Consider the following 20,997-nt stretch of genomic DNA (forward strand, 5'->3'; position numbering starts at 1 on the left):
TTGCTTCCCCTTTTTGCGAGTACCTCCGCCATGCGCCTGCACGAGCAATACCGGCTGCTGCAACAGCACTACGGAGAACAGCCGGTCAGCCCCGGCGTGGCCGAGCTGGCGGCGCTGCTGGCGTGTAGCCCGCGCAATGTGCGGCTGCAGCTGGCCAAGATGCAGCAGCAGGGCTGGCTGGCGTGGCAGCCGGGGCGCGGCCGCGGGCACCGCTCGGTATTGCAGTGCCTGCAACCGCCACAAGACCTGCAATGGCAGCGCACCCACCGCCTGCTGCAGCGCGGCGAGCTGGAGCAGGCCTTTGCCAGCCTGCCCGCCGACGGGCGTAGCCAACTGATGGCGCAGCTGCCGGCCTACCTGGGCGCCAGCGCCAACCGCCGCCAGCTGCGCATTCCCATTCACCGCCCGTTGGCTACGCTGGACCCGTTGCACGTTACCAGCCGGCTGGAAGCGCACCTGGTCCGCCAGGTGTTCGACCGCCTGTGCAGCTTCGATATCGCCACCCAAACGCTGCAGCCGGCGCTGGCGCACAGCTGGCAGGCCGACGCCAGCGCCAGGCAATGGCGCTTCTGGCTGCGGCCCGGCGTGCAGTTTCACGACGGCAGCCCGCTGGACGCCTGGGCGGTGGCGGCCAGCGTGCAGCGCCTGCACGAGCAGGCCGGGCCGTGGATGCAGCAGTACCGCGGCCTGCGCGCCATTCGCGTGCACGACCCGCTGTCGCTGAGTTTCGAGCTGGCCGACACCGACTGGCTGTGGCCGCAGCGGCTGATTACCGCCAACGCGTCCATCGTGCCGGTGCGCCGTGGCGACGATTTTGCACAGCTGCCGGTAGGCAGCGGCCCGTTTCGCGTTGCCCGCCACAGCGCGCAGCGGCTGAGCCTGGAGGCCAACCTGCGTTACTACCGCGAGCGCCCCTTGCTGGACGGCATCGACCTCTGGGTGCTGGCGGCGCCGGCCGGTGCCGACTTTCACCTGCGGCTGGACCAGCCGGTTAGCGGCCGCAGCCAGCCGCTGCAGTCGGCGTGTACCTATCTGCTGGCCAACACGCGGCGGCCGTGGTGCCGCGACGACGCCCGCCGCCGCGCCTTGCTGCACTGGCTGTCGCAGCCGCCGCTGGTGACGGCAGACGACCCCTTGCGTGAGCCGGCCAGCGGCTTGCTGCCGGACTGGCAGCAGCCCGGCGTACAGCCGGCCGCGGCGCCGCTGCCGGCAGGCCAGGTGTTGACGCTGGTGACCTACGAGCTGGCCAGCTTCCAGCCGCTGGCGCAGGCCATTGCCGACAGGTTGGCCGCCGCCGGCGTAGGCTTGCGCATCCGCACGCTGGACTACCCGCGCTACGAGCGTTTTGAAGACTGGTGGCACGACACCGACCTGGTGCTGAGCAGCGAGGTGCTGCACGACGACCGCGACTACAGCTGTTACGAGTGGCTGGGCGGCAACCCGCTGCTGCGGGCGGCGCTGGGCGAGGGTGGAGCGGCGCGGATGGCGGCGGCGCTGCAGGCGGTGCAGGCCACGCCGGCGCGCGAGGCGCGCATGCTGGCCTACCAGCGCATTGCCGACTGGCTGGTGGCCGAAGGCTGGCTGTTGCCGCTATCGCACGAGCGGCAAGGCGTGGCAGCCAGCCCCCGGGTGGGCGGGCTGGCGCTGGGGCTGAACGGCTGGATGGATTTTGCCAGCCTGTGGCTGCGCGACGACGGCTGAGTCACCCGCCGCTTGCGGCCAACCCTGCGCTGGCAAGGTTGGCCGCAGCGCCCCTTATTTCACGCGGTACACCTGGCCGCTGTGCGCGCCTTCCACGCTCTTGCTGAACGCCAGCGCGGCACGGGCGGCCGGTACCGGCTCGAAGCCGCGGAAGAACGGCGCGTACACCGGCATGGATTCCACCAGCACGCCGGGGCTGACCACATTGATGCGCAGGCCACGTGGTAGCTCGATGGCGGCGGCGCGAGCAAAGCCTTCCAGTGCCGCGTTCACCATGCTGGCACCGCTACCGGCCACGATCGGCTCATCGGCCAGCACGCCGCCGGTGAGGGTAAAGCTGCCACCGTCGTTCAGGCGGCGCTGGCCGGCCAGCACCAGGTTCACCTGGCCCATCAGCTTGTCGTCCAGGCCCACGCGGTAGTGCTCGGGGCGGAAGTCGGCCAGCGGGGCAAAGTGCACGTTGCCGGCGGCGCTGACCACTGCGTCCAGCGGGCCGGCGGCGTCGTATAGCGCTTCCACGCTGGCCATGTCGGCCAGGTTCACGCGCAGCGTGCCGCTGTTGCGGCCGGCGGTGATGATTTCATGGCGTTGGCCCAGCTCGGCGGCGACGGCTTGGCCCAGGGTGCCGTGGGCACCGATCAGCAAGATACGCATGGCGTGTTTCCTTGTGCTTGTTTACCTATCGCCATGTTATCTTGCCAGCTTGGCGCGATAATCCGGGTAAAAGTGGAATGACTGTCAACCTGAAGAAAACAATCGACCTGATCAGCGAAGCGCAGCAGCTACAGTGGGCAATGGCGTTTACCGCCGTGGTGGAAGAGGGCAGCTTTACCGCCGCCGCGCAGCGCATGGGGGTGAGCAAGGCGCTGCTGAGCCGCCAGGTGCGGCAGCTGGAGCAGGCGCTGGACGCGCAGCTGCTGTACCGCACCACGCGCCGTTTGCTGCTGACCGACGCCGGCGAGCTGTACCTCGGCCATTGCCGCGACTGGCTGCTGCGCGTGCAGTCGGCGCGCCAGGCGCTGGCCGAGCTGCGCGAGCAGGTGGCCGGCCGGCTGCGGCTGACGGTACCCACCAGCTTTGGCGGCGTGTTCATGGCACAGGCGATGCTGGCCTTGCGCCAGCAGTACCCGGCGCTGGAGGTGGAGCTGGACCTGTCGGCGCGGCCGCACGACCTGGAAGCGGAAGGTTTCGATCTGGCCATCCGTAGCAATATCAGCCCGCCGGAGCGGCTGGTGGCGCGGCCGCTGGCCGAGGTGGCGGACTGGCTGGTGGCGGCGCCGGCTTATCTTGCCGGTAAGGCGTTGCCGCAAGTGCCGGCCGACCTGGCTGCCCACGTCTGCCTGTGCAACAGCCATTTCAGCCACGGCCGGCAATGGGCGTTTCATCGCGACGGCGAGCTGGCCAGCGTGGCGGTGAGCGCACCGCTCGTGGCCAACGACTACAACCTGCTGCGCAATTTTGCCCTGCAAGGCGCCGGCATTGCGCGCTTGCCCAGTTACCTGGTGGCGCCGGACGTGGCCGCCGGGCGGCTGCAGCGGCTGCTGCCGCAGTGGCACGGCCGTGGCCAGAGCCTGTACCTGGTTTACCCGCAGCGCCTGCCGCAACCGGCGCGGATACGGGCACTGGTGGCTTTCCTGCAGCAATGGTTTGCCGCGCCGGCGCAGGCTGCGCTGCTGGGGCAGGCCTGACGCGGCCGGCCAAAGACACGGCGGCCAACCTTAGCGCATGAAGCAGGCGTCTTCGTCGCCCCTGGCCGCGTAGCCTGCCTGCAGATTGGAAAAATCCATGTCACCAAAGCTGTCGGTGAGGAAATCCAGCAGGCTGCGTACCGATGGCAGCATGCCCTGGCGCGAGGGAAAAAGCGCAAACACCACGGCTTCTTGCGGCTGCCAGTCATCCAGTACCGGCACCAGCAAGCCTTGCTGCAAGTCCTTGAAGCACACCAGTAACGGCAGCTGGGCAATGCCGCCGTGCTCCAGCGCGCAGCGGCGGATGGTGATGACGTCGTCGGTAACCAATCGCGGTTGATGGCGGAGGGTGGCACCTTGTCCTGCCGGCCCTTGAAGCTGCCACTGGTAGCTGCTGGCCTGTGCCCCCCAGTGCAGGCTCGGCAAACCGGCCAGATCATCGATGCCGCCGGGGCGGCCATGGCTGGCCAGCAAGCCTGGGCTGGCTACCAGCACCTGCGGGCTGCGCGACAGCCGCTTCATCACCAGGCTGCTGTCTTCAAAGGGTGGAGTTTTTACCAGCAGGGCGATATCCAGCCCTTCCCGCGTCACGTCTACCTCGCGGTTGGTGCTGTCGATCTGTACTTTTACCAGCGGGTAGCGCGCCATGTAGCGCGAGATCATGCCGGCCACCACAAAATTGAGCAGGGCGGTGGGGCAGCTTATCCGTATCGTGCCTTGCGGTTCGATGTGCTGCCGGGCGATGGCGGCCTGTGCAGCTTCGCTGGCCTGTATTACCTGCTGGCAATGGCCGTAGAACGCATGGCCGGCGTCGGTGAGGGCAAAGTGGCGCGGGCTGCGGTTGATCAGGCGGGCGGACAGGTGGGTTTCCAGCTGGCGGATGCTGCGGCTGAGGCGCGAAGTGGGTACCCCGGTAGCGCGGCTGGCAGCGTTATAGCCGCCGTGGTCAACGACTTGCACAAAGTAGAACAGCGCATTCAGGTCCAGCATGGTGTGGGTACGGTGGGAGTCGAATCAAGGCTTTACGCTACCGCATCCGGCCCCTGCTTGTCAGTGCCGACACCTGTTGCACCGGTGAAACGCTACATTGCAATTTTTAACTATTATTGCAAGCAGTGTGCGGTGTAGCTTATTTATGCCGCCGGGCAACGGCGCCGTGCTGCTGGCCGACCGCTGCTTGCCTGAATGGGCGGCAAGGTGCAGATCAATCCAACATGAAGGGCCTGACATGACAACCGCAGTCCAAGAACTGAGTAAGGCACCCACCCCCGATCGTGCCGAGGAAAATGCCTTTTTCCCCTCGCCGTACTCGCTAAGCCTGTACACCGCCCCCAAGACCGACTTTGACGGTACCGTCTATCCGCAGCCTTACACCGGCAAAAAGTGGAAAGTGCTGATGGTGGCCACCGATGAGCGCTATGTGCTGATGCAGAACGGTACTATGTTTTCCACCGGCAACCACCCGGTAGAAACCCTGCTGCCGATGTATCACCTCGACAGCGCCGGTTTCGATATTGAAGTGACCACGCTGTCCGGCAACCCGGTGAAGTTTGAAATGTGGGCCATGCCGGCAGAAGACGAAACGGTGAAAGCCACTTACCAGAAATACCGCGACCAGTTCAAACAGCCACGCAAGCTGGCGGATGCCATGGCTGAAAACCTGCACGACGATTCGCCGTATATCGCGGTGTTCGTGCCGGGCGGTCACGGCTCGCTGGTGGGCATTCCTGACAGCCTGGAAGTGAAAGCACTGCTGCAGTGGGCGATGGCCAAAGACAAGCACGTGATCACCCTGTGCCATGGCCCAGCCTGCATGCTGGCGCCGGCGCTGGGCGAAAGCGCCGACAACTATATCTACAAAGGCTACAAGATCTGCGTGTTCCCCGACGCGCTGGACCAGGGCGCCAATGTGGACATCGGCTACATGCCCGGCCAGCTGCGCTGGCCGCTGGCCGCGCGTCTGGCCGAGTTGGGTGTGGAAGTGTTGAACGAAGGCATTAGCGGCCAGTGTTACCAGGACCGCAAGCTGATTACCGGCGATAGCCCGCTGGCGGCCAATAACTTGGGCAAACTGGCGGCGCAGGCGCTGCTGGCCGAGGTGGCAAAAGCCTGAACCCTGCTGCCCTGAACGATGCGGCCAACCTTGTCATGCAAGGTTGGCCGCATCGCATTTCAGATAAATCAAATTAGAAAGTGTCGCCCGGTACGCGGACCCAGCCTTCCATCAGGATGCGGGCGCTACGGCTCATGATGGCCTTGGTGACCTTCCACTGGCCGTTTTCCTGCACTGCTTCTGCGCCCACGCGCAGCGTGCCGGACGGGTGGCCAAAGCGCACTGCCTCGCGTGCGCCGCCGCCGGCGGCCTGGTTCACCAGCGTGCCGGGGATGGCCGCTGCGGTACCGATGGCCACCGCGCAGGTGCCCATCATCGCGTGGTGCAGCTTGCCCATCGACAGCGCCCGCACCAGCAGGTCCACATCGCCGGCGGCAATGGCCTTGCCGCTGGACGCGGTGTAGTCCTGCGGTGGTGCCACGAAGGCGATTTTCGGCGTGTGCTGGCGGGTGGCGGCTTCTTCCGCTGTCTTGATCAGCCCCATGCGTAGCGCGCCGGCCACTCGGATGGCTTCGAAGCGTTGCAGCGCGGCGGCGTCGCTGTTGATGTGCTCGCGCAGCTCGGTGCCGCTATAGCCGATGTCGGCAGCGTTGACGAACACGGTGGGGATGCCGGCGCTGATTAGGGTGGCGGGCAGGGTGCCGATGCCGGGCACGTCCAGCGCATCTACCAGGTTGCCGGTGGGGAACATGGCGCCGTCGTCGCCATCGTCGGACGGCTCGAGGAACTCCAGCACGATCTCGGCGGCCGGGAAGGTGACGCCATCCAGCTCGAAATCGCCCGTCTCCTGCACCTGGCCTTGGCTTACCGGCACGTGGGCGATGATGGTCTTGCCGATGTTGGCTTGCCAGATGCGTACGGTGCAGACGCCGTCTTGCGGCACGCGCTCGGGCGCCACCAGGCCGGCGTGAATGGCAAAGGCGCCGGCGGCGGTGGACAGGTTGCCGCAGTTGCCGCTCCAGTCCACAAACGGTTTGTCGATGGACACCTGGCCGTACAGATAGTCCACGTCGTGGCCGGGCACGCTGCTTTTGCTCAGGATCACGCACTTGCTGGTGCTGGAGGTGGCGCCGCCCATGCCGTCGATGTGGGCGCTGTAGGGGTCGGGGCTGCCGATGACGCGCAGGAACAGCGCATCGCGCGCCGCGCCGGGCTGCTGGCAAGCGGCGGGCAGGTCTTGCAGGCGGAAAAACACGCCCTTGCTGGTGCCGCCACGGATATAAGTGGCGGGAATGCGGATCTGGGCCGGGTGAGGCATAGCCACTCCTGTTGTCTTGATCATCATGATGGCGGCCAACCCGGTGGCCGGGTTGGCCGCAGCCAGCATCAGGCCGCGCCGGCCAGGAAGTCCTGCGCAAAGCGTTGCAGCACGCCGCCGGCCTGGTAGACGCGTACCTCGGCAGCGGTATCGAGGCGGCAGGTTACCGCTACCTCTACGCAGCTACCGTCGCGGCGGTGTACCACCAGCGTCAGGTCGCCACGCGGCGCCAGTTCGCCCTGGATGTCGTAGGTTTCGGTGCCGTCCAAGCCCAGCGTCAGCCGCGTGGTGCCGGGTTTGAACTCCACTGGCAACACGCCCATGCCGATCAGGTTGGTGCGGTGGATGCGCTCGAAGCCTTCGGCCACGATCACTTCCACCCCCGCCAGGCGCACGCCCTTGGCCGCCCAGTCGCGCGAGCTGCCCTGACCGTAGTCGGCGCCGGCCACGATGATCAGCGGCTGTTTGCGTGCCATATAGGTTTCGATGGCTTCCCACATGCGCATGACCTTGCCTTCCGGCTCGACACGGGCCAGCGGACCCTTCTTCACCTGGCCGTCCACCACCGCCATTTCATTCACCAGCTGCGGGTTGGCAAAGGTGGCGCGCATGGCGGTGAGGTGGTCGCCGCGGTGGGTGGCGTAGCTGTTGAAGTCCTCTTCCGGCAGACCCATCTTGGCCAGGTATTCGCCGGCGGCAGAGCTGGCCAGGATGGCGTTGGACGGCGACAGGTGGTCGGTGGTGATGTTGTCCGGCAGCACCGCCAGCGGGCGCATGCCTTTCAGCGTGCGCGGGTTGGCCGCCAGCGCGCCCATGCCTTCGGTGTCCCAGTACGGCGGGCGGCGGATGTAGGTGGACATCGAGCGCCACTGGTACAGCGGGCTGTCGGCCTGCTGCGCTTCGCCCAGGTCGAACATCGGGATGTACACCTGCTTGAACTGCTCCGGCTTCACGCTGGCGGCCACGATGGCGTCGATCTCTTCGTCCGACGGCCACAGGTCTTGCAGGCGGATCTCGCGGCCGTCTACCACGGCCAGCACGTCCTGCTCGATGTCGAAGCGCACGGTGCCGGCCAGCGCGTAGGCCACCACCAGCGGCGGCGACGCCAGGAAGGCTTGCTTGGCGTAGGGGTGGATGCGGCCGTCGAAGTTGCGGTTGCCGGACAGTACGGCGGTGGCGTACAGGTCGCGGTCGATAATCTCTTGTTGGATGGCCGGGTCCAGCGCGCCGGACATGCCGTTACAGGTGGTGCAGGCGTAGGCGACGATGCCGAAGCCCAGCTGTTCCAGCTCCGGCAGCAGGCCGGCTTCTTCCAGGTACAGCTTGGCGACTTTGGAGCCCGGCGCAAACGAGGTTTTTACCCACGGCTTGCGGGCCAGGCCCAGTGCGTTGGCTTTCTTGGCCAGCAGGCCGGCGGCCACCACGTTGCGCGGGTTGCTGGTGTTGGTGCAGCTGGTGATGGCGGCAATGATCACCGCGCCGTCCGGCAGTTGGCCGCGGGCTTCTTCGTCGCGGGCCGCGGCCAGCTTGGCGGCGTCGGCAATGCCGCGCTCGGCCAGTGCCGACGTAGGCAGGCGTTTGTGCGGGTTGGACGGGCCGGCCATATTGCGCACCACGCTGGACAGGTCGAAGCGCAACACGCGCGGGTATTGCGCGGTTTTCAGGTCGTCGGCCCACAGCCCGGTGTGGCGGGCGTAGTTTTCCACCAGTGCTACCTGTTCCGGCTCGCGACCGGTGAGCTTCAGGTAGGCGATGGTTTGTGCGTCGATGTAGAACATTGCGGCGGTGGCGCCGTACTCCGGGCACATATTGGAGATGGTGGCGCGGTCGCCGATGGACAGGCTGTCGGCGCCTTCACCGAAGAACTCCACCCAGGCACCCACCACGCGCTCTTTGCGCAGGAATTCGGTGAGCGCCAGCACGATGTCGGTGGCGGTAATGCCGGGCTGGCGCTGGCCGGTGAGCTCTACGCCGACGATGTCGGGCAGGCGCATCATTGACGGGTGGCCCAGCATCACGGTTTCGGCTTCCAGGCCGCCGACGCCGATGGCGATCACACCCAGCGCATCCACGTGCGGGGTGTGGCTGTCGGTACCGACGCAGGTGTCGGGGAAGGCCACGCCGTCACGCAGCTGGATCACCGGCGACATTTTTTCCAGGTTGATCTGGTGCATGATGCCGTTGCCGGCCGGGATCACGTCCACGTTCTTGAACGCGGTGCGCGTCCAGTTGATGAAGTGGAAGCGGTCTTCGTTGCGGCGCTCTTCGATGGCGCGGTTTTTCTCGAATGCTTGCGGGTCGAAGCCGCCGCATTCCACCGCCAGCGAGTGGTCGACGATGAGCTGGGTGGGGACCACCGGGTTCACCTTGGACGGGTCGCCGCCCTGGTCGGCGATGGCGTCGCGCAGGCCGGCCAGGTCCACCAGCGCGGTCTGGCCCAGGATGTCGTGGCACACCACGCGCGCCGGGTACCAGGGGAAGTCCAGGTCCTGGCGGCGTTCGATCAGTTGCGTCAGCGCGTCGGTCAGCAGCGCCGGTTCGCAGCGGCGTACCAGCTGCTCGGCGAGTACGCGGGAAACATAGGGCAGGGTGGCGTAGGCGCCGGGGGCGATGGCGTCCACGGCAGCGCGGGTGTCGAAGTAGTCGGCCGGGCTGCCGGGCAGCGGTTTGCGGTATTGGCTATTCATGGCTTGGGCACGAGGGTGTGGTGCCTGCCTGGCGGCCAACGTTGGCCGCAGGCGGGCGTGTTATTCGGCAAAAAGGCCACGCTGCGGGCAGCGTGGCCGGGTGCTTAGCGCTGGGCCAGCGGCACGAAGGGCTGGTCTTCCGGCCCGGTGTAGTTGGCCGACGGGCGGATGATCTTGCCGTCGATGCGCTGTTCGATCACGTGGGCACTCCAGCCGCTGGTGCGGGCAATAACAAACAGCGGGGTGAACATGGCGGTGGGCACGCCCATCATGTGGTAGCTGACCGCGCTGAACCAGTCCAGGTTGGGGAACATCTTCTTGATGTCCCACATCACCGATTCCAGGCGCTCGGCAATGTCGTACATCTTGGTGTCGCCGGCGGCTTTGGACAGCTCGTGCGCCACTTCCTTGATCACTTTGTTGCGCGGGTCGCTGATGGTGTACACCGGGTGGCCAAAGCCGATCACTACTTCCTTGCGCTCGACGCGGGCGCGGATGTCGGCCTCGGCTTCGTCCGGGCTGTCGTAGCGTTTCTGGACTTCAAAGGCCACCTCGTTGGCGCCGCCGTGTTTCGGGCCGCGCAGTGCGCCGATGGCGCCGGTAATGGCGCTGTGCATGTCGGAGCCGGTGCCGGCGATGACACGGGCGGTGAAGGTGGAGGCGTTGAATTCGTGCTCGGCGTACAGGTTGAGCGAGGTGTGCATGGCGCGTACCCATTGCTCGGACGGTTTCTGGCCGTGCAGCAGGTGCAGGAAGTGGCCGCCGATGCTGTCGTCGTCGGTTTCCACCTCGATGCGCTTGCCGTTGTGGCTGAAGTGGTACCAGTACAGCAGCATCGAGCCCAGGCTGGCCATCAGGCGGTCGGCAATGTCACGGGCGCCGGCGATGTTGTGGTCGTCTTTTTCCGGCAGCGCGCAGCCCAGGGCCGATACGCCGCTGCGCATCACGTCCATCGGGTGGGCGTTGGCCGGCAGGGCTTCCAGTACCGCTTTCACGGCGGCGGGCAGGCCGCGCAGGCTCTTCAGTTTTTTCTTGTAGCCAGCCAGCTCGGCCGGGTTGGGCAGCTTGCCGTGTACCAGCAGGTAGGCCACTTCTTCGAATTCACAGTGGGCGGCCAGGTCCAGGATGTCGTAGCCGCGGTAGTGCAGGTCGTTGCCGCTGCGGCCAACGGTGCACAGCGCGGTGTTGCCGGCAGCTACGCCGGACAGGGCGACGGATTTTTTCGGTTTGCCAGTCAGGACGACTTCACTCATGCCACTTCTCCTTGGTGGGCCTGCCGCATCGGGGGCAGGCCTTGTGTCATTGCGGCGGGGCCGCGATCGTGAACCGGGTGCAGGGCTGGCCAGGCTCTCTGTGTTATGTGTGGCGTGCGGCCAACCCTGCGAAACGTGACTTACTTGTTCTTGCCTTCGGCAAACAGCGCGTCCAGCTTCTGCTCGTAGTCGTGGTAGCCGAGGTGGTCGTACAGTTCCATGCGGGTCTGCATGGTATCCACCACGTTTTTCTGGCTGCCGTCGCGGCGGATGGCACCGTACACGTTCAGCGCGGCCTGGCTCATGGCGCGGAAGGCGGACAGCGGGTACAGCACCAGGCCCACACCGTTGGCGCCCAGCTCTTCGGTGGTGTACAGCGGGGTGGCGCCAAATTCGGTGATGTTGGCCAGAATCGGCACTTTCACGGCCTCGGCAAATTGCTTGTACATGGCGAGGTCGGTGATGGCTTCCGGGAAGATCATGTCGGCACCGGCTTCCACGCAGGCCACGGCGCGTTCGATGGCGGCGTCCAGGCCTTCCACCGCCAGCGCGTCGGTGCGAGCCATGATCACCATGCCATGCTGGCGGGCATCCACCGCCGCCTTGACGCGGTCAACCATTTCTTCCTGGCTGACGATGGCTTTGTTCGGGCGGTGGCCGCAGCGTTTCTGTTGCACCTGGTCTTCGATGTGCACGGCAGCGGCGCCGGCTTTTTCCAGGCTGCGTACGGCGCGGGCGATATTGAAGGCGCCGCCCCAGCCGGTATCGATGTCCACCAGCAGCGGCAGGCTGGAGGCGTCGGTAATGCGGCGCACGTCGATCAGCACGTCTTCCAGGGTGGTGATGCCGAGATCGGGAATGCCGCAGGAGCAGGCGGCCACGCCGCCGCCGGACAGGTACAGCGCCTTGAAGCCGCTATGCTCGGCCAGGCGGGCAGCGTAGGCGTTGACGGCGCCCACTACCTGCAGGGGTTTTTCTTGCGCGACCGCGTCGCGGAAACGTTGACCGGGTGTGGACATCGGGTTCTCCTGCTCTTGTTCTGGGGGATGTGAGGGGCATTCTAGCAAGTGCTTGGTTTCTTGGTAAACGATTTTTTGTCGAACAATCGCAAGTTGGCCGCAAGGTGTGGCGATCCGGTTTGTCACATCTTGAAACAATGCTTTGTGGACGCATCTGCTATACAGCCTGCCATCTGCGCAGGCCTGTTTGCGTCTGGGTGAACTTATTCTGCAGGCTCCCGGTCATAGCTGTGACCTGCAGCGGCGCAAGCCGGCACCTACAACACCAAGCAGGGCGAATCAGGGAGAAAATGTTAACGATGAGTGATCGAGAACTCGATCAGCAGCTGGTCGAGCGTGCGCAACGCGGTGAAAAGCGCGCGTTTGATTTGCTGGTATCGAAGTATCAGCGGCGATTGTCGCGCCTGTTGTCGCGCTTCATACGTGACTCGGCCGATATCGAAGACGTGACGCAGGAGGCGTTTGTCAAAGCCTATCGCGCACTGCCTTCGTTTCGGGGCGAGAGTGCGTTTTATACCTGGCTGTACCGTATTGGCATCAATACGGCAAAAAATTTCCTGACTTCTGCCGGCCGGCGGCCGGTGGTGAGTGCGGAGTTCGAGGATGAGGATGGCGAGAGTCTGGATATGGCAAGCCAGATTCCCGATCACCACACGCCCGAAGCCGAAATGATGAATCAGCAGATTCTCGCGGCCGTGAATGCGGCGGTGGAGCGTTTGCCCGAAGAGTTGCGTACGGCGATTACCCTTCGCGAGATGGAAGGGTTGAGCTACGAGGAAATTGCCAGCGTAATGAATTGCCCGATAGGCACGGTGCGTTCGCGGATCTTCCGTGCGCGCGAAGCGATCGCGACCGAGTTGCGTCCTTTGCTGGATACAGCCAAGAACAAAAGATGGTGAGCAGATGATGAAAGAAACCCTATCTTCCCTGATGGATGGCGAACTGGGCGACAAGGACGCCGCCCGCGCCCTGCAATTGCTGGAAGGCGACGACGAGCTGAAAGCGGCCTGGCAGGAATATCACCTGATCGGTGATGCACTGCGCGGCAATGCTGCCCTGCACGTCGACGTACGACAGCCGGTATCGCTTGCGCTGCAGGCGGAACCCACCGTGCTGGCGCCACGCAATCTGGTGCAAAAGCGCAGCCGCCCGGTGGCGCGCTTCGCGCTGGCTGCCTCGGTAGCGATGGCGGGTGTGGTGGGCTGGTACGGCTGGCAAGGCCAGCGTGCGACCGACCCGGCGCTGATGGCTCAGGCCGTACCCACCCCCAGCGCCCAGGTGCAAGTGGTGAATGCGGCCAACCAGTCTTACCTGGATGCGCATCAGGACATGAGCGCAGGAGATGGCCTGGCGCGTGCCAGCCTTGTGCAACCGGCAGCGAAAGGCCTGCATTGATGCGTGTAACAGCAGCCTGTGTCATGCTGGCCCTGCCGTTGGCCGCCGTGGCGGACGACGACTGGGCCTTGCTGGAAAAAGCCGCCCAGGCCGCGGCCAACCAACCGCTTACCGCCACCTATCTGCATCAGCTCGGTAGTGAGCTTGAGACCTTCCGCGTGCAGCGCATGCAGGATGGTGGCGTGGTGCGTGAGCGGCGCGAATCCCTCGATGGCATGCCGCGCGAGATCGTGCGTGTCGGCAACGAACTGACCTGCTACGCGCCGGATGCCAAGTCGCTGAACGCGGCCAAGCTCAGTGCCATCAAGCTGTTTCCGGCCGTACTGCCCGAAGATACCGACAACCTGAGCCAGGGTTACACCGTAGTGCGCGGCGGCAGTGACCGTGTTGCGCAGCGCGACTGCCAATGGCTGGCGCTGAAGCCCAAGGATGGTGCCAACCGCTACACGCAGCGTTTCTGCATCGAGCCGCAAACAGCGTTGCCGCTGAAGGTGGTGACCTCTACCGCCAAAGGCGAGGTGGTGGAGCAGTTTGCCTTTACCGAGCTGCAGCTGGCTGCTCCCAAGGACAAGTCGGCGCTAAAGCCGCGCTACAAGCAAAGCCTGGTACTGGGCAAAGTCGGTGGCGTACAAGCTGGCATGCAGCCCATGCATGACATCAAAGGCTTGCCGGCCGGTTTCCGCATGGTGCGCTTCGTTAACCGGGCGCTGCCTGGGCATGACAAGGCGGTGCAGCACTACGTGTTCTCCGATGGTTTTGCCAAGGTGTCCCTGTTTGTTGAAACCGCCAGCAGCGAGGGCGTGAGCCAGACTTCGGCTACCGCGCCCAACGGCATTGGTGTGGCGTCGCGCCAAAGCGGTGAGCAGCTGCTGACCGTGGTGGGTGACCTGCCCGAAACCGGCTTGCAGGCCATACTCAAAGGCGTTCGCCTGAGCCCGCGCTGAGCATGATCGAAACAGAAGCCAGCGTACTGTCCGTGGAGCACGGCCATGCCTGGGTGGCGCCGAAGCCGCATTCTCCTTGTGGCCAGTGCGACCCGGTGCACGGCTGTCGCTCCTTGCAGCTGGCGCGCATGTTTGCCCTGCGCGAACCGCGTTTTCGCGTGCTGGACCCGCTGGGCGTGCAGCCGGGCGATAAGGTACTGATTGCCGTGCCGGAAAAAAGCCTGCTGCACAGTGCCACGTTGTTGTACCTGCTGCCGGTGCTGGCCTTGATGCTGGGCGCCGGCCTGGCTTCCCCTTGGGGTGAGCCCGCTGCTGTTGCCGGCGGGGTGTCCGCCCTGCTGATTGCTTTCGGTTTGGTGCGCCTGATGGGGCGCAGGCTGGCGGGCGATGTCCGCTTCCAGCCGCATATTGCCCGCCGTGTTGATGTCACCGTTTCCATGGAGTTTGTCAGAACATGCCGATCAAGAAGCTGATTGTCTCGTCCATGATGGTAGCTGGCCTGCTGGCCGGTTCTGCCCCCTTGATGGCCGCCCCGCAGCTGGCGCTGCCCGATTTTACCCAGCTGGTGGAAGACCAGGGGCGGGCGGTGGTGAACATCCGTACCGTACAGACCGTGCGCGAAGTGGTGCGTGAAGTGCCGCAGGGCATGGAAAACGATCCCTTTGCCGAATTTTTCCGCCGCTTTGCCCCGCCGCAACTGCGTGAGTACCAAGCCGGCGGCATGGGCTCCGGTTTCATCCTGTCGTCCGATGGTTACGTGCTGACTAATGCCCACGTCATTGCCGATGCCGACGAGATGATCGTGACGCTGAACGACAAGCGTGAATTCAAGGCCAAGGTAATAGGCTCTGACGCGCGTACCGACGTGGCGCTGATCAAGATCGACGCCACCGGCCTGCCGGCTGTCAAGCTGGGCAAGGCCGAGCAGCTGAAAGTGGGCGAGTGGGTGCTGGCCATCGGCTCGCCGTTCGGCTTCGAGAATACTGTCACCTCCGGCATCGTGTCGGCCAAGGGTCGTCATCTGCCGGATGAGTCTTACGTGCCGTTCATCCAGACCGACGCCGCCGTTAACCCAGGCAACTCCGGCGGCCCGCTGTTCAACCTGAAGGGTGAGGTGGTCGGCATCAATTCGCAGATTTACAGCCGTTCCGGCGGCTTCATGGGTATTTCTTTTGCCATTCCGGTGGACGTGGCGCTGGATGTGGCCGAGCAGCTGAAAAAGCACGGCAAGGTCAGCCGTAGCCGCATTGGCGTATCGATCCAGGATGTGAGCAAAGAGTTGGCCGCATCGTTCGGCCTGCCGGCTGCCAAAGGCTCGCTGATTACTTCGGTGGACAAGGACGGCCCGGCTGGCAAGGCGGGCATCCGCGCCGGTGATGTGGTGCAGCAGGTGGCAGGGCAGGAGGTGGTGAGCAGCGAGGACTTGCCGCGTTTGCTGGGGAATGTACGCCCGGGTAGCCGCATCGAGTTGACCGTATGGCGCAACCGCGCAGCCGTGAAAGTGAACCTGGTTACCGCCGAAATGCAGGACGAAGACCCGCGTACGGCCGAGCGCGCCTACAAGGGCAAGCAAGGCGAGCAGGAAGAAGTGGGCACCAGTACCGGCCTGGCGCTGCAGGCAGTACAGCCTGCCGTGCTGCAGAAACTGGGCGTGCGTTTCGGCCTGGCGGTGCGCAGCGCGCGCGGCCCGGCGATGAAGGCAGGCCTGCAGCAGGGTGACATCATTGTTGGCGTGGCCGGCGAAGAGCTGCAGAATGCCCGCCAGCTGGTGCAGGCCATCCAGGCGGTGAAGCCGGGCGACGTGCTGGCCCTGCGCGTACTGCGCGATGGTGCGCCATTGTTCATTGCCCTGAAACCCGAGAAGAACACGCCTTGAAAACCCTGACGCTTTATTTTCGCGACTACTGCAGCCTGTGCCACCAGATGCTGGCGCAGCTGCAGCCGTTGCGCCAGCAGTACGGTTTCGACATCCAGGTGGTGGATGTCGATGCCGACCCCGAGCTGGAAGCCCGCTACAACGAACTGGTGCCGGTGCTGATGGACGGGGATACGCAAATCTGCCACTGGCACCTCGACGAGGCCAAGTTGGCCGCAACACTGGCTGCACATAGCGGCGAAATCGGCTAAAATCCGCGCCAGTGTTGAATACGCAAGGGCACGCTCCGGTGCCCTTAATTTTTGCTGGATTCCGATGAAACATATCCGAAATTTTTCGATCATTGCCCACATTGACCACGGCAAGTCGACCCTGGCAGACCGCTTTATCCAGTTTTGTGGCGGTCTGGAACTGCGTGAAATGAGCGCGCAGGTGCTCGATTCGATGGATATCGAAAAAGAGCGTGGCATTACCATCAAGGCGCAAACCGCGGCCTTGCAATACAAGGCGCGCGACGGCCAGATTTACAACCTGAATCTGATCGACACCCCCGGCCATGTAGACTTCTCTTACGAAGTGTCGCGCTCGCTGTCCGCCTGCGAAGGCGCGCTGCTGGTAGTGGACGCGTCCCAGGGCGTGGAAGCACAAACCGTGGCCAACTGCTACACCGCCATCGAGCTGGGCGTGGAAGTGGTGCCGGTACTGAACAAGATCGACCTGCCGGCCGCCGATCCCGAGCGCGTCAGCCAGGAGATCGAAGACATCATCGGTATCGAAGCCATCGACGCCGTGCGTGCTTCGGCCAAGTCCGGCATCGGTATCGAGGACATCCTCGAAACCGTGGTCAACAAGATTCCGCCGCCGGAAGGCAACCCGGACGCGCCGCTGAAAGCGCTGATCATCGACTCCTGGTTCGACAACTACGTCGGCGTGGTGATGCTGGTGCGCGTCATCGACGGTCAGCTGAAGCCGAAAGACAAGATCAAGTTCATGGCCACCCAGGCCGAACACTTGTGCGAACAGGTGGGGGTATTCACACCGAAGTCGGTACAGCGCAGCGAGCTGAACGCCGGCGAAGTGGGTTTCGTCATTGCCGGTATCAAAGAACTGAAATCGGCCAAAGTGGGCGACACCATTACCTTGGCCGCCAAACCGGCTACCGACGCGCTGCCGGGCTTCAAGGAAGTACAGTCGCAGGTATTTGCCGGCCTGTACCCGGTGGAAAGCCACGACTACGAAGCGCTGCGTGATGCACTGGAAAAACTGCAGCTGAACGACGCCTCGCTGAAGTTCGAGCCGGAAGTATCCCAAGCGCTCGGCTTCGGCTTCCGCTGTGGCTTCCTGGGCCTGTTGCACCTGGAAATCGTGCAGGAGCGTCTGGAACGCGAGTTCGACATGGACCTGATCACCACCGCACCGACGGTGAACTACGAAGTGGTGATGAAAGACGGCACCGTCGAAGTGGTGTCCAACCCGTCGCGCATGCCGGAAGGCGGCAAGTACGAAGAGCTGCGCGAGCCCATCATCACCGCCACCATCCTGGTACCGCAGGACTACGTCGGCTCGGTGATGACGCTGTGCAACAACAAGCGCGGCGTACAGCGCAATATGCAGTACATGGGCCGTCAGGTGATGCTGACCTACGATCTGCCGATGAACGAAGTGGTGATGGATTTCTTCGACAAGCTGAAGTCCACCAGCCGTGGCTACGCCTCGCTGGACTACGAGTTCAAGGAATTCCAGAGCGCCGACCTGGTGAAACTGGACGTGCTGGTCAACAGCGAGAAAGTGGATGCACTGAGCCTGATCGTGCACCGCGCCTCCAGCGTGTACCGTGGCCGCGAGCTGGTGTCCAAGATGCGTGAGCTGATCCCGCGCCAGATGTTCGACATCGCGGTGCAGGCCGCCATCGGTGGCCACATCATCGCCCGCGAAACCGTGAAAGCGCTGCGCAAGAACGTGCTGGCCAAGTGTTACGGCGGCGATATCACGCGTAAGAAAAAGCTGCTGGAAAAACAGAAAGCCGGTAAGAAGCGCATGAAGCAGGTGGGCAACGTGGAGATTCCGCAAGAAGCCTTCCTGGCCATTCTGCAAGTCGGGGACAAATAATGGGTTCGAATCTGGTGTGGTTGTGGTCGGTACTGGCCATTGTTGGCGTGCTGCTGATCCTGTTTTCCCCGAAGCAAGCCGGCGTCAAGTCGTCGGCAGTGGAGTGGGGCTACCTGGGTCTGCTGGGCGGCTGCTTCGGTCTGCTGTCGGGTTACATGACCTTCTCGGCGGTAATGCTGATCATCGTGCTGGTTACCGGGGCCATCTGGGCGCTGGACAAGTTCATGCTGGCCCGCCGCCGTGCCGCCGACGCGGACGTACCGCACTACATCGACTTCCCGCGCGGGTTTTTCCCGATCATCGCGGTGGTGTTTCTGCTGCGCTCCTTTGTGGCCGAACCATTCCAGATTCCGTCCAGCTCCATGCGTCCTGGCCTGATCGTCGGCGACTTCATCCTGGTCAACAAGTTTGCCTACGGCATCCGCTTGCCGGTTGCCAACAACGTTCTGGTGCCGGTAGGCCAGGTGCAGCACGGTGACGTGGTGGTGTTCAACTACCCGGAAGACGAGAAGATCAACTTCATCAAGCGTGTGGTGGGTCTGCCGGGTGACGTGATTACCTACAAGGGCAAGCAGCTGTCGATCAACGGCAAGCCGGTCGAGCACGTCAGCGAAGGCGAGCACCAGTACCTGGAAAAAGGCCTGATGATGATTCAGGCCCAGCAGTACCGTGAAAGCATCGAAGGCAAAACCTTCCGTACCCTGGTGATGCCGGATGCCCCGTCCTACATGCCGCAGGGCGTGCGCCAGTTTGCTGGCCGCGAAAATTGCGAATACGTGGAAGACGGCTTCAGCTGCAAGGTGCCGGAAGGCCGCTATTTCATGATGGGCGACAACCGCGACAACAGCGAAGACAGCCGCTACTGGGGTTTTGTCGAAGACCGTTTGCTGGTGGGCAAGGCCTTCCTGATCTGGATGAACTTTGGCGAACTGGGCCGCATCGGCACCCGTATCGAATAACAAGGAGTCTGGCATGCGTAGTCAGCGCGGTTTTTCCCTGCTGGTGGTGATGGCACTGGCTATCGTGGCCGCCACCGTGGTATTGCTGTTCCTCAAGATCGTGCCGGTGTATTCCGAGTACTATGCGGTCAAGGAAACGCTGGATGCGCTAGCCAAGGAAACCGGCAAGTCCGAGTACGAGCTGCGCCGCAATTTCAATGGCCGCGCCGTGGTGCAGGACATCGTGTCGGTGAAAGCCGACGATCTGGTGATCGTCTCCAGCCCCAGCGTGCTGGGCGTCGGCGTTCGCTACAGCCGCGAGGTGCCGCTGAAGAAGGGCATCAAGCTGGTTTTTGACTTCGAATACCAGGCAGGTACCCCTGTCCTGAAAGACACACAATAACACCGTGAGCAACCAAGACACCCGTTTCCGGCGCCTGTCCCAGGCGCTGGATTATTTTTTTCGGCAACCCGAGCTGCTGCGCCAGGCACTGACGCACCGCAGCTTTGGCACGCCCAATAATGAACGTTTCGAGTTCATCGGCGATAGCATCCTTAACTACACCGTAGCGCGCATGCTGTTCGACCGTTTTCCCAAACTCAGCGAGGGCGAGCTGTCGCGCTTGCGTGCCAACCTGGTCAACCAGAACACGCTGGCCGAGCTGGCCACCGAGCTGAAGCTGGGCGATTACCTGTACCTGGGCGAAGGCGAGCTGAAAAGCGGCGGTTACAACCGGCCGTCCATTCTGGCCGACGCGCTGGAAGCCACCTTTGCCGCCATCAGCTTCGACGCCGACTTCATGGCCGCCGAGCAGGTGGTACGCCGCCTGTACACCGAGCGCGTGGCGGCGATTGACCCCACCAAGCACGCCAAGGACGCCAAGACGCGGCTGCAGGAAGCGTTGCAGGCACGCCGTTACACGCTGCCGCGCTACAGCATCCTGTCGCAAAGCGGCGAGGCGCACGAGCAGAGCTTCCGCGTGCAGTGCGACCTGGCCGAGCTCGACATCATTACCACCGGCGAGGGCAACAGCCGTCGCGGTGCCGAGCAGCAGGCCGCCGACGCGGCACTGTTGCTGCTTGAACAACGTTTTGCCGCTGGCAAGAAATAAACCATGAACGACATCAACCATCGCTGCGGCTTTGTGGCCATCGTCGGGCGCCCCAACGTGGGCAAGTCCACCCTGATGAACCACCTCATCGGCCAGAAGATCAGCATCACCTCCAAAAAAGCACAAACCACGCGCCACCGTGTTAACGGCATCCATACCGAGCCGGGCGCGCAGTTCGTGTTTGTCGATACCCCGGGTTTCCAGACCTTCCACAAAGGCGCGCTGAACGAAACGCTGAACAAGAGCGTGAAAGACACGCTGGGCAGCGTGGACTGCGTTCTGTTCGTGCTGGAAGCGATGCGCTTTACCGGCGCTGACCGCGAAGTGATGGCGCTGCTGCCGAAGAACACGCCGGTACTGCTGGTGGTGAACAAGCTGGACAAGGCCAAAGACCGCCTGCTGCTGTCCGCATTTATCGAAGAAGTGCGCGCCGAGTTCGACTTTGCCGGTGTGGAAGTGGTCAGCGCCAAGCACAGCCAGCGTCTGGCCGAGCTGCTGGACCAGGTACGCCCGCATCTGCCCGAGTCGGTGCCGCTGTACCCGGAAGACATGGTGACCGACAAGACCCAGCATTTCCTGGCTGGCGAGATCGTGCGCGAAAAACTGTTCCGCTACCTGGGCGAAGAGCTGCCGTACGAAATGAACGTGGAGGTGGAGTCGTTCCAGGTGGAAGGCAGCATGTTCCGCATCTACGTGGCCGTGCTGGTAGACAAGGAAGGGCAGAAGCCCATCGTCATCGGTCGCGGTGGCGAGAAACTGAAGAAAATCTCCACCGAAGCCCGCCTCGACATGGAGCAGCTGTTCGACTGCAAAGTGTTCCTGGAAGTGTGGGTGAAAGTGAAATCCGGCTGGGCCGACGACGTGCGCTTCCTGCGCGATTTCGGTCTGGAATAACCCCGCAGAG

Annotated in this window: 20 protein-coding genes; 14 read left to right on the plus strand and 6 right to left on the minus strand. The window is 63.8% G+C overall.

What is annotated here, in order from left to right:
• The first annotated feature begins 30 nt into the window (after positions 1–30).
• A complete protein-coding gene (locus tag FLQ03_RS17935; protein WP_170252469.1) occupies positions 31–1,701 on the plus strand; it encodes an ABC transporter substrate-binding protein in 1,671 nt (556 codons plus the stop codon).
• 54 nt (positions 1,702–1,755) lie between these two features.
• Here FLQ03_RS17935 and FLQ03_RS17940 read toward each other — a convergent pair whose 3' ends face one another.
• The gene (locus FLQ03_RS17940; protein ID WP_144371570.1) at positions 1,756–2,355 is read right to left on the minus strand and encodes a short chain dehydrogenase; all 600 of its coding nucleotides are present in this window, start codon (positions 2,353–2,355) and stop codon (positions 1,756–1,758) included.
• Positions 2,356–2,432: 77 nt separating this feature from the next.
• Here FLQ03_RS17940 and FLQ03_RS17945 point away from each other — a divergent pair, with 77 nt between their 5' ends.
• Complete coding sequence (locus FLQ03_RS17945; protein WP_144371571.1) at positions 2,433–3,389, plus strand: LysR family transcriptional regulator; 957 nt, start codon at positions 2,433–2,435, stop codon at positions 3,387–3,389.
• A gap of 30 nt (positions 3,390–3,419) precedes the next feature.
• Here the strand turns inward: FLQ03_RS17945 and FLQ03_RS17950 are convergent, their stop codons facing one another.
• The gene (locus FLQ03_RS17950) at positions 3,420–4,379 is read right to left on the minus strand and encodes a LysR substrate-binding domain-containing protein (RefSeq protein ID WP_144371572.1); all 960 of its coding nucleotides are present in this window, start codon (positions 4,377–4,379) and stop codon (positions 3,420–3,422) included.
• Positions 4,380–4,617: 238 nt separating this feature from the next.
• Between FLQ03_RS17950 and hchA the strand changes: the two genes are divergently transcribed.
• The gene (hchA, locus tag FLQ03_RS17955) at positions 4,618–5,502 is read left to right on the plus strand and encodes a glyoxalase III HchA (RefSeq protein WP_144371573.1); all 885 of its coding nucleotides are present in this window, start codon (positions 4,618–4,620) and stop codon (positions 5,500–5,502) included.
• 73 nt (positions 5,503–5,575) lie between these two features.
• Here the strand turns inward: hchA and prpF are convergent, their stop codons facing one another.
• The 4 genes from prpF to prpB form a co-directional block, all read right to left on the minus strand.
• On the minus strand, positions 5,576–6,760 hold the full coding sequence (gene prpF / locus FLQ03_RS17960) for a 2-methylaconitate cis-trans isomerase PrpF (RefSeq protein WP_144371650.1): 1,185 nt from the start codon (positions 6,758–6,760) through the stop codon (positions 5,576–5,578).
• 68 nt (positions 6,761–6,828) lie between these two features.
• Positions 6,829–9,447, minus strand: coding sequence for a Fe/S-dependent 2-methylisocitrate dehydratase AcnD (gene acnD, locus FLQ03_RS17965; RefSeq protein WP_144371574.1), 2,619 nt, complete (start codon positions 9,445–9,447; stop codon positions 6,829–6,831).
• 104 nt (positions 9,448–9,551) lie between these two features.
• On the minus strand, positions 9,552–10,700 hold the full coding sequence (prpC, locus tag FLQ03_RS17970) for a bifunctional 2-methylcitrate synthase/citrate synthase (protein WP_144371575.1): 1,149 nt from the start codon (positions 10,698–10,700) through the stop codon (positions 9,552–9,554).
• A gap of 140 nt (positions 10,701–10,840) precedes the next feature.
• Positions 10,841–11,719: a methylisocitrate lyase gene (gene prpB / locus FLQ03_RS17975; protein ID WP_144371576.1), complete on the minus strand. Its 879-nt coding sequence runs from the start codon at positions 11,717–11,719 to the stop codon at positions 10,841–10,843.
• Positions 11,720–12,018: 299 nt separating this feature from the next.
• On the opposite strand from prpB, the gene rpoE reads away from it, so the two are divergent.
• From rpoE to era, 11 genes are all read left to right on the plus strand, one after another.
• The gene (gene rpoE, locus FLQ03_RS17980; protein ID WP_144371577.1) at positions 12,019–12,618 is read left to right on the plus strand and encodes an RNA polymerase sigma factor RpoE; all 600 of its coding nucleotides are present in this window, start codon (positions 12,019–12,021) and stop codon (positions 12,616–12,618) included.
• A 4-nt stretch (positions 12,619–12,622) separates the two neighbouring features.
• A complete protein-coding gene (locus FLQ03_RS17985; protein WP_144371578.1) occupies positions 12,623–13,114 on the plus strand; it encodes a sigma-E factor negative regulatory protein in 492 nt (163 codons plus the stop codon).
• A gap of 23 nt (positions 13,115–13,137) precedes the next feature.
• Entirely contained in the window at positions 13,138–14,058 is a 921-nt protein-coding gene (locus FLQ03_RS17990) for a MucB/RseB C-terminal domain-containing protein (RefSeq protein ID WP_170252470.1), read from the plus strand.
• A gap of 2 nt (positions 14,059–14,060) precedes the next feature.
• On the plus strand, positions 14,061–14,531 hold the full coding sequence (locus FLQ03_RS17995) for a SoxR reducing system RseC family protein (protein ID WP_144371580.1): 471 nt from the start codon (positions 14,061–14,063) through the stop codon (positions 14,529–14,531).
• Positions 14,513–15,934 (plus strand): DegQ family serine endoprotease, encoded by a 1,422-nt coding sequence (locus tag FLQ03_RS18000; RefSeq protein WP_144371581.1) that lies wholly within the window; start codon positions 14,513–14,515, stop codon positions 15,932–15,934. The genes FLQ03_RS17995 and FLQ03_RS18000 overlap by 19 nt, the downstream gene beginning before the upstream one ends.
• Positions 15,931–16,185, plus strand: a complete 255-nt coding sequence (locus FLQ03_RS18005) for a glutaredoxin family protein (protein WP_144371582.1) — start codon at positions 15,931–15,933, stop codon at positions 16,183–16,185. Before FLQ03_RS18000 ends, FLQ03_RS18005 begins: the two co-directional genes overlap by 4 nt.
• Before the next feature lie 64 nt (positions 16,186–16,249).
• Complete coding sequence (gene lepA, locus FLQ03_RS18010) at positions 16,250–18,043, plus strand: translation elongation factor 4 (RefSeq protein WP_144371583.1); 1,794 nt, start codon at positions 16,250–16,252, stop codon at positions 18,041–18,043.
• Entirely contained in the window at positions 18,043–19,002 is a 960-nt protein-coding gene (gene lepB / locus FLQ03_RS18015; protein WP_144371584.1) for a signal peptidase I, read from the plus strand. Before lepA ends, lepB begins: the two co-directional genes overlap by 1 nt.
• A gap of 13 nt (positions 19,003–19,015) precedes the next feature.
• Complete coding sequence (locus FLQ03_RS18020; protein WP_144371585.1) at positions 19,016–19,384, plus strand: DUF4845 domain-containing protein; 369 nt, start codon at positions 19,016–19,018, stop codon at positions 19,382–19,384.
• A 4-nt stretch (positions 19,385–19,388) separates the two neighbouring features.
• Positions 19,389–20,093, plus strand: a complete 705-nt coding sequence (rnc, locus tag FLQ03_RS18025) for a ribonuclease III (protein WP_144371586.1) — start codon at positions 19,389–19,391, stop codon at positions 20,091–20,093.
• 3 nt (positions 20,094–20,096) lie between these two features.
• Positions 20,097–20,987, plus strand: a complete 891-nt coding sequence (gene era / locus FLQ03_RS18030; protein WP_144371587.1) for a GTPase Era — start codon at positions 20,097–20,099, stop codon at positions 20,985–20,987.
• Positions 20,988–20,997 lie beyond the last annotated feature (10 nt).

The organism is Vogesella urethralis (assembly GCF_007644045.2).
Classification (GTDB): Bacteria; Pseudomonadota; Gammaproteobacteria; order Burkholderiales; family Chromobacteriaceae; genus Vogesella; species Vogesella urethralis.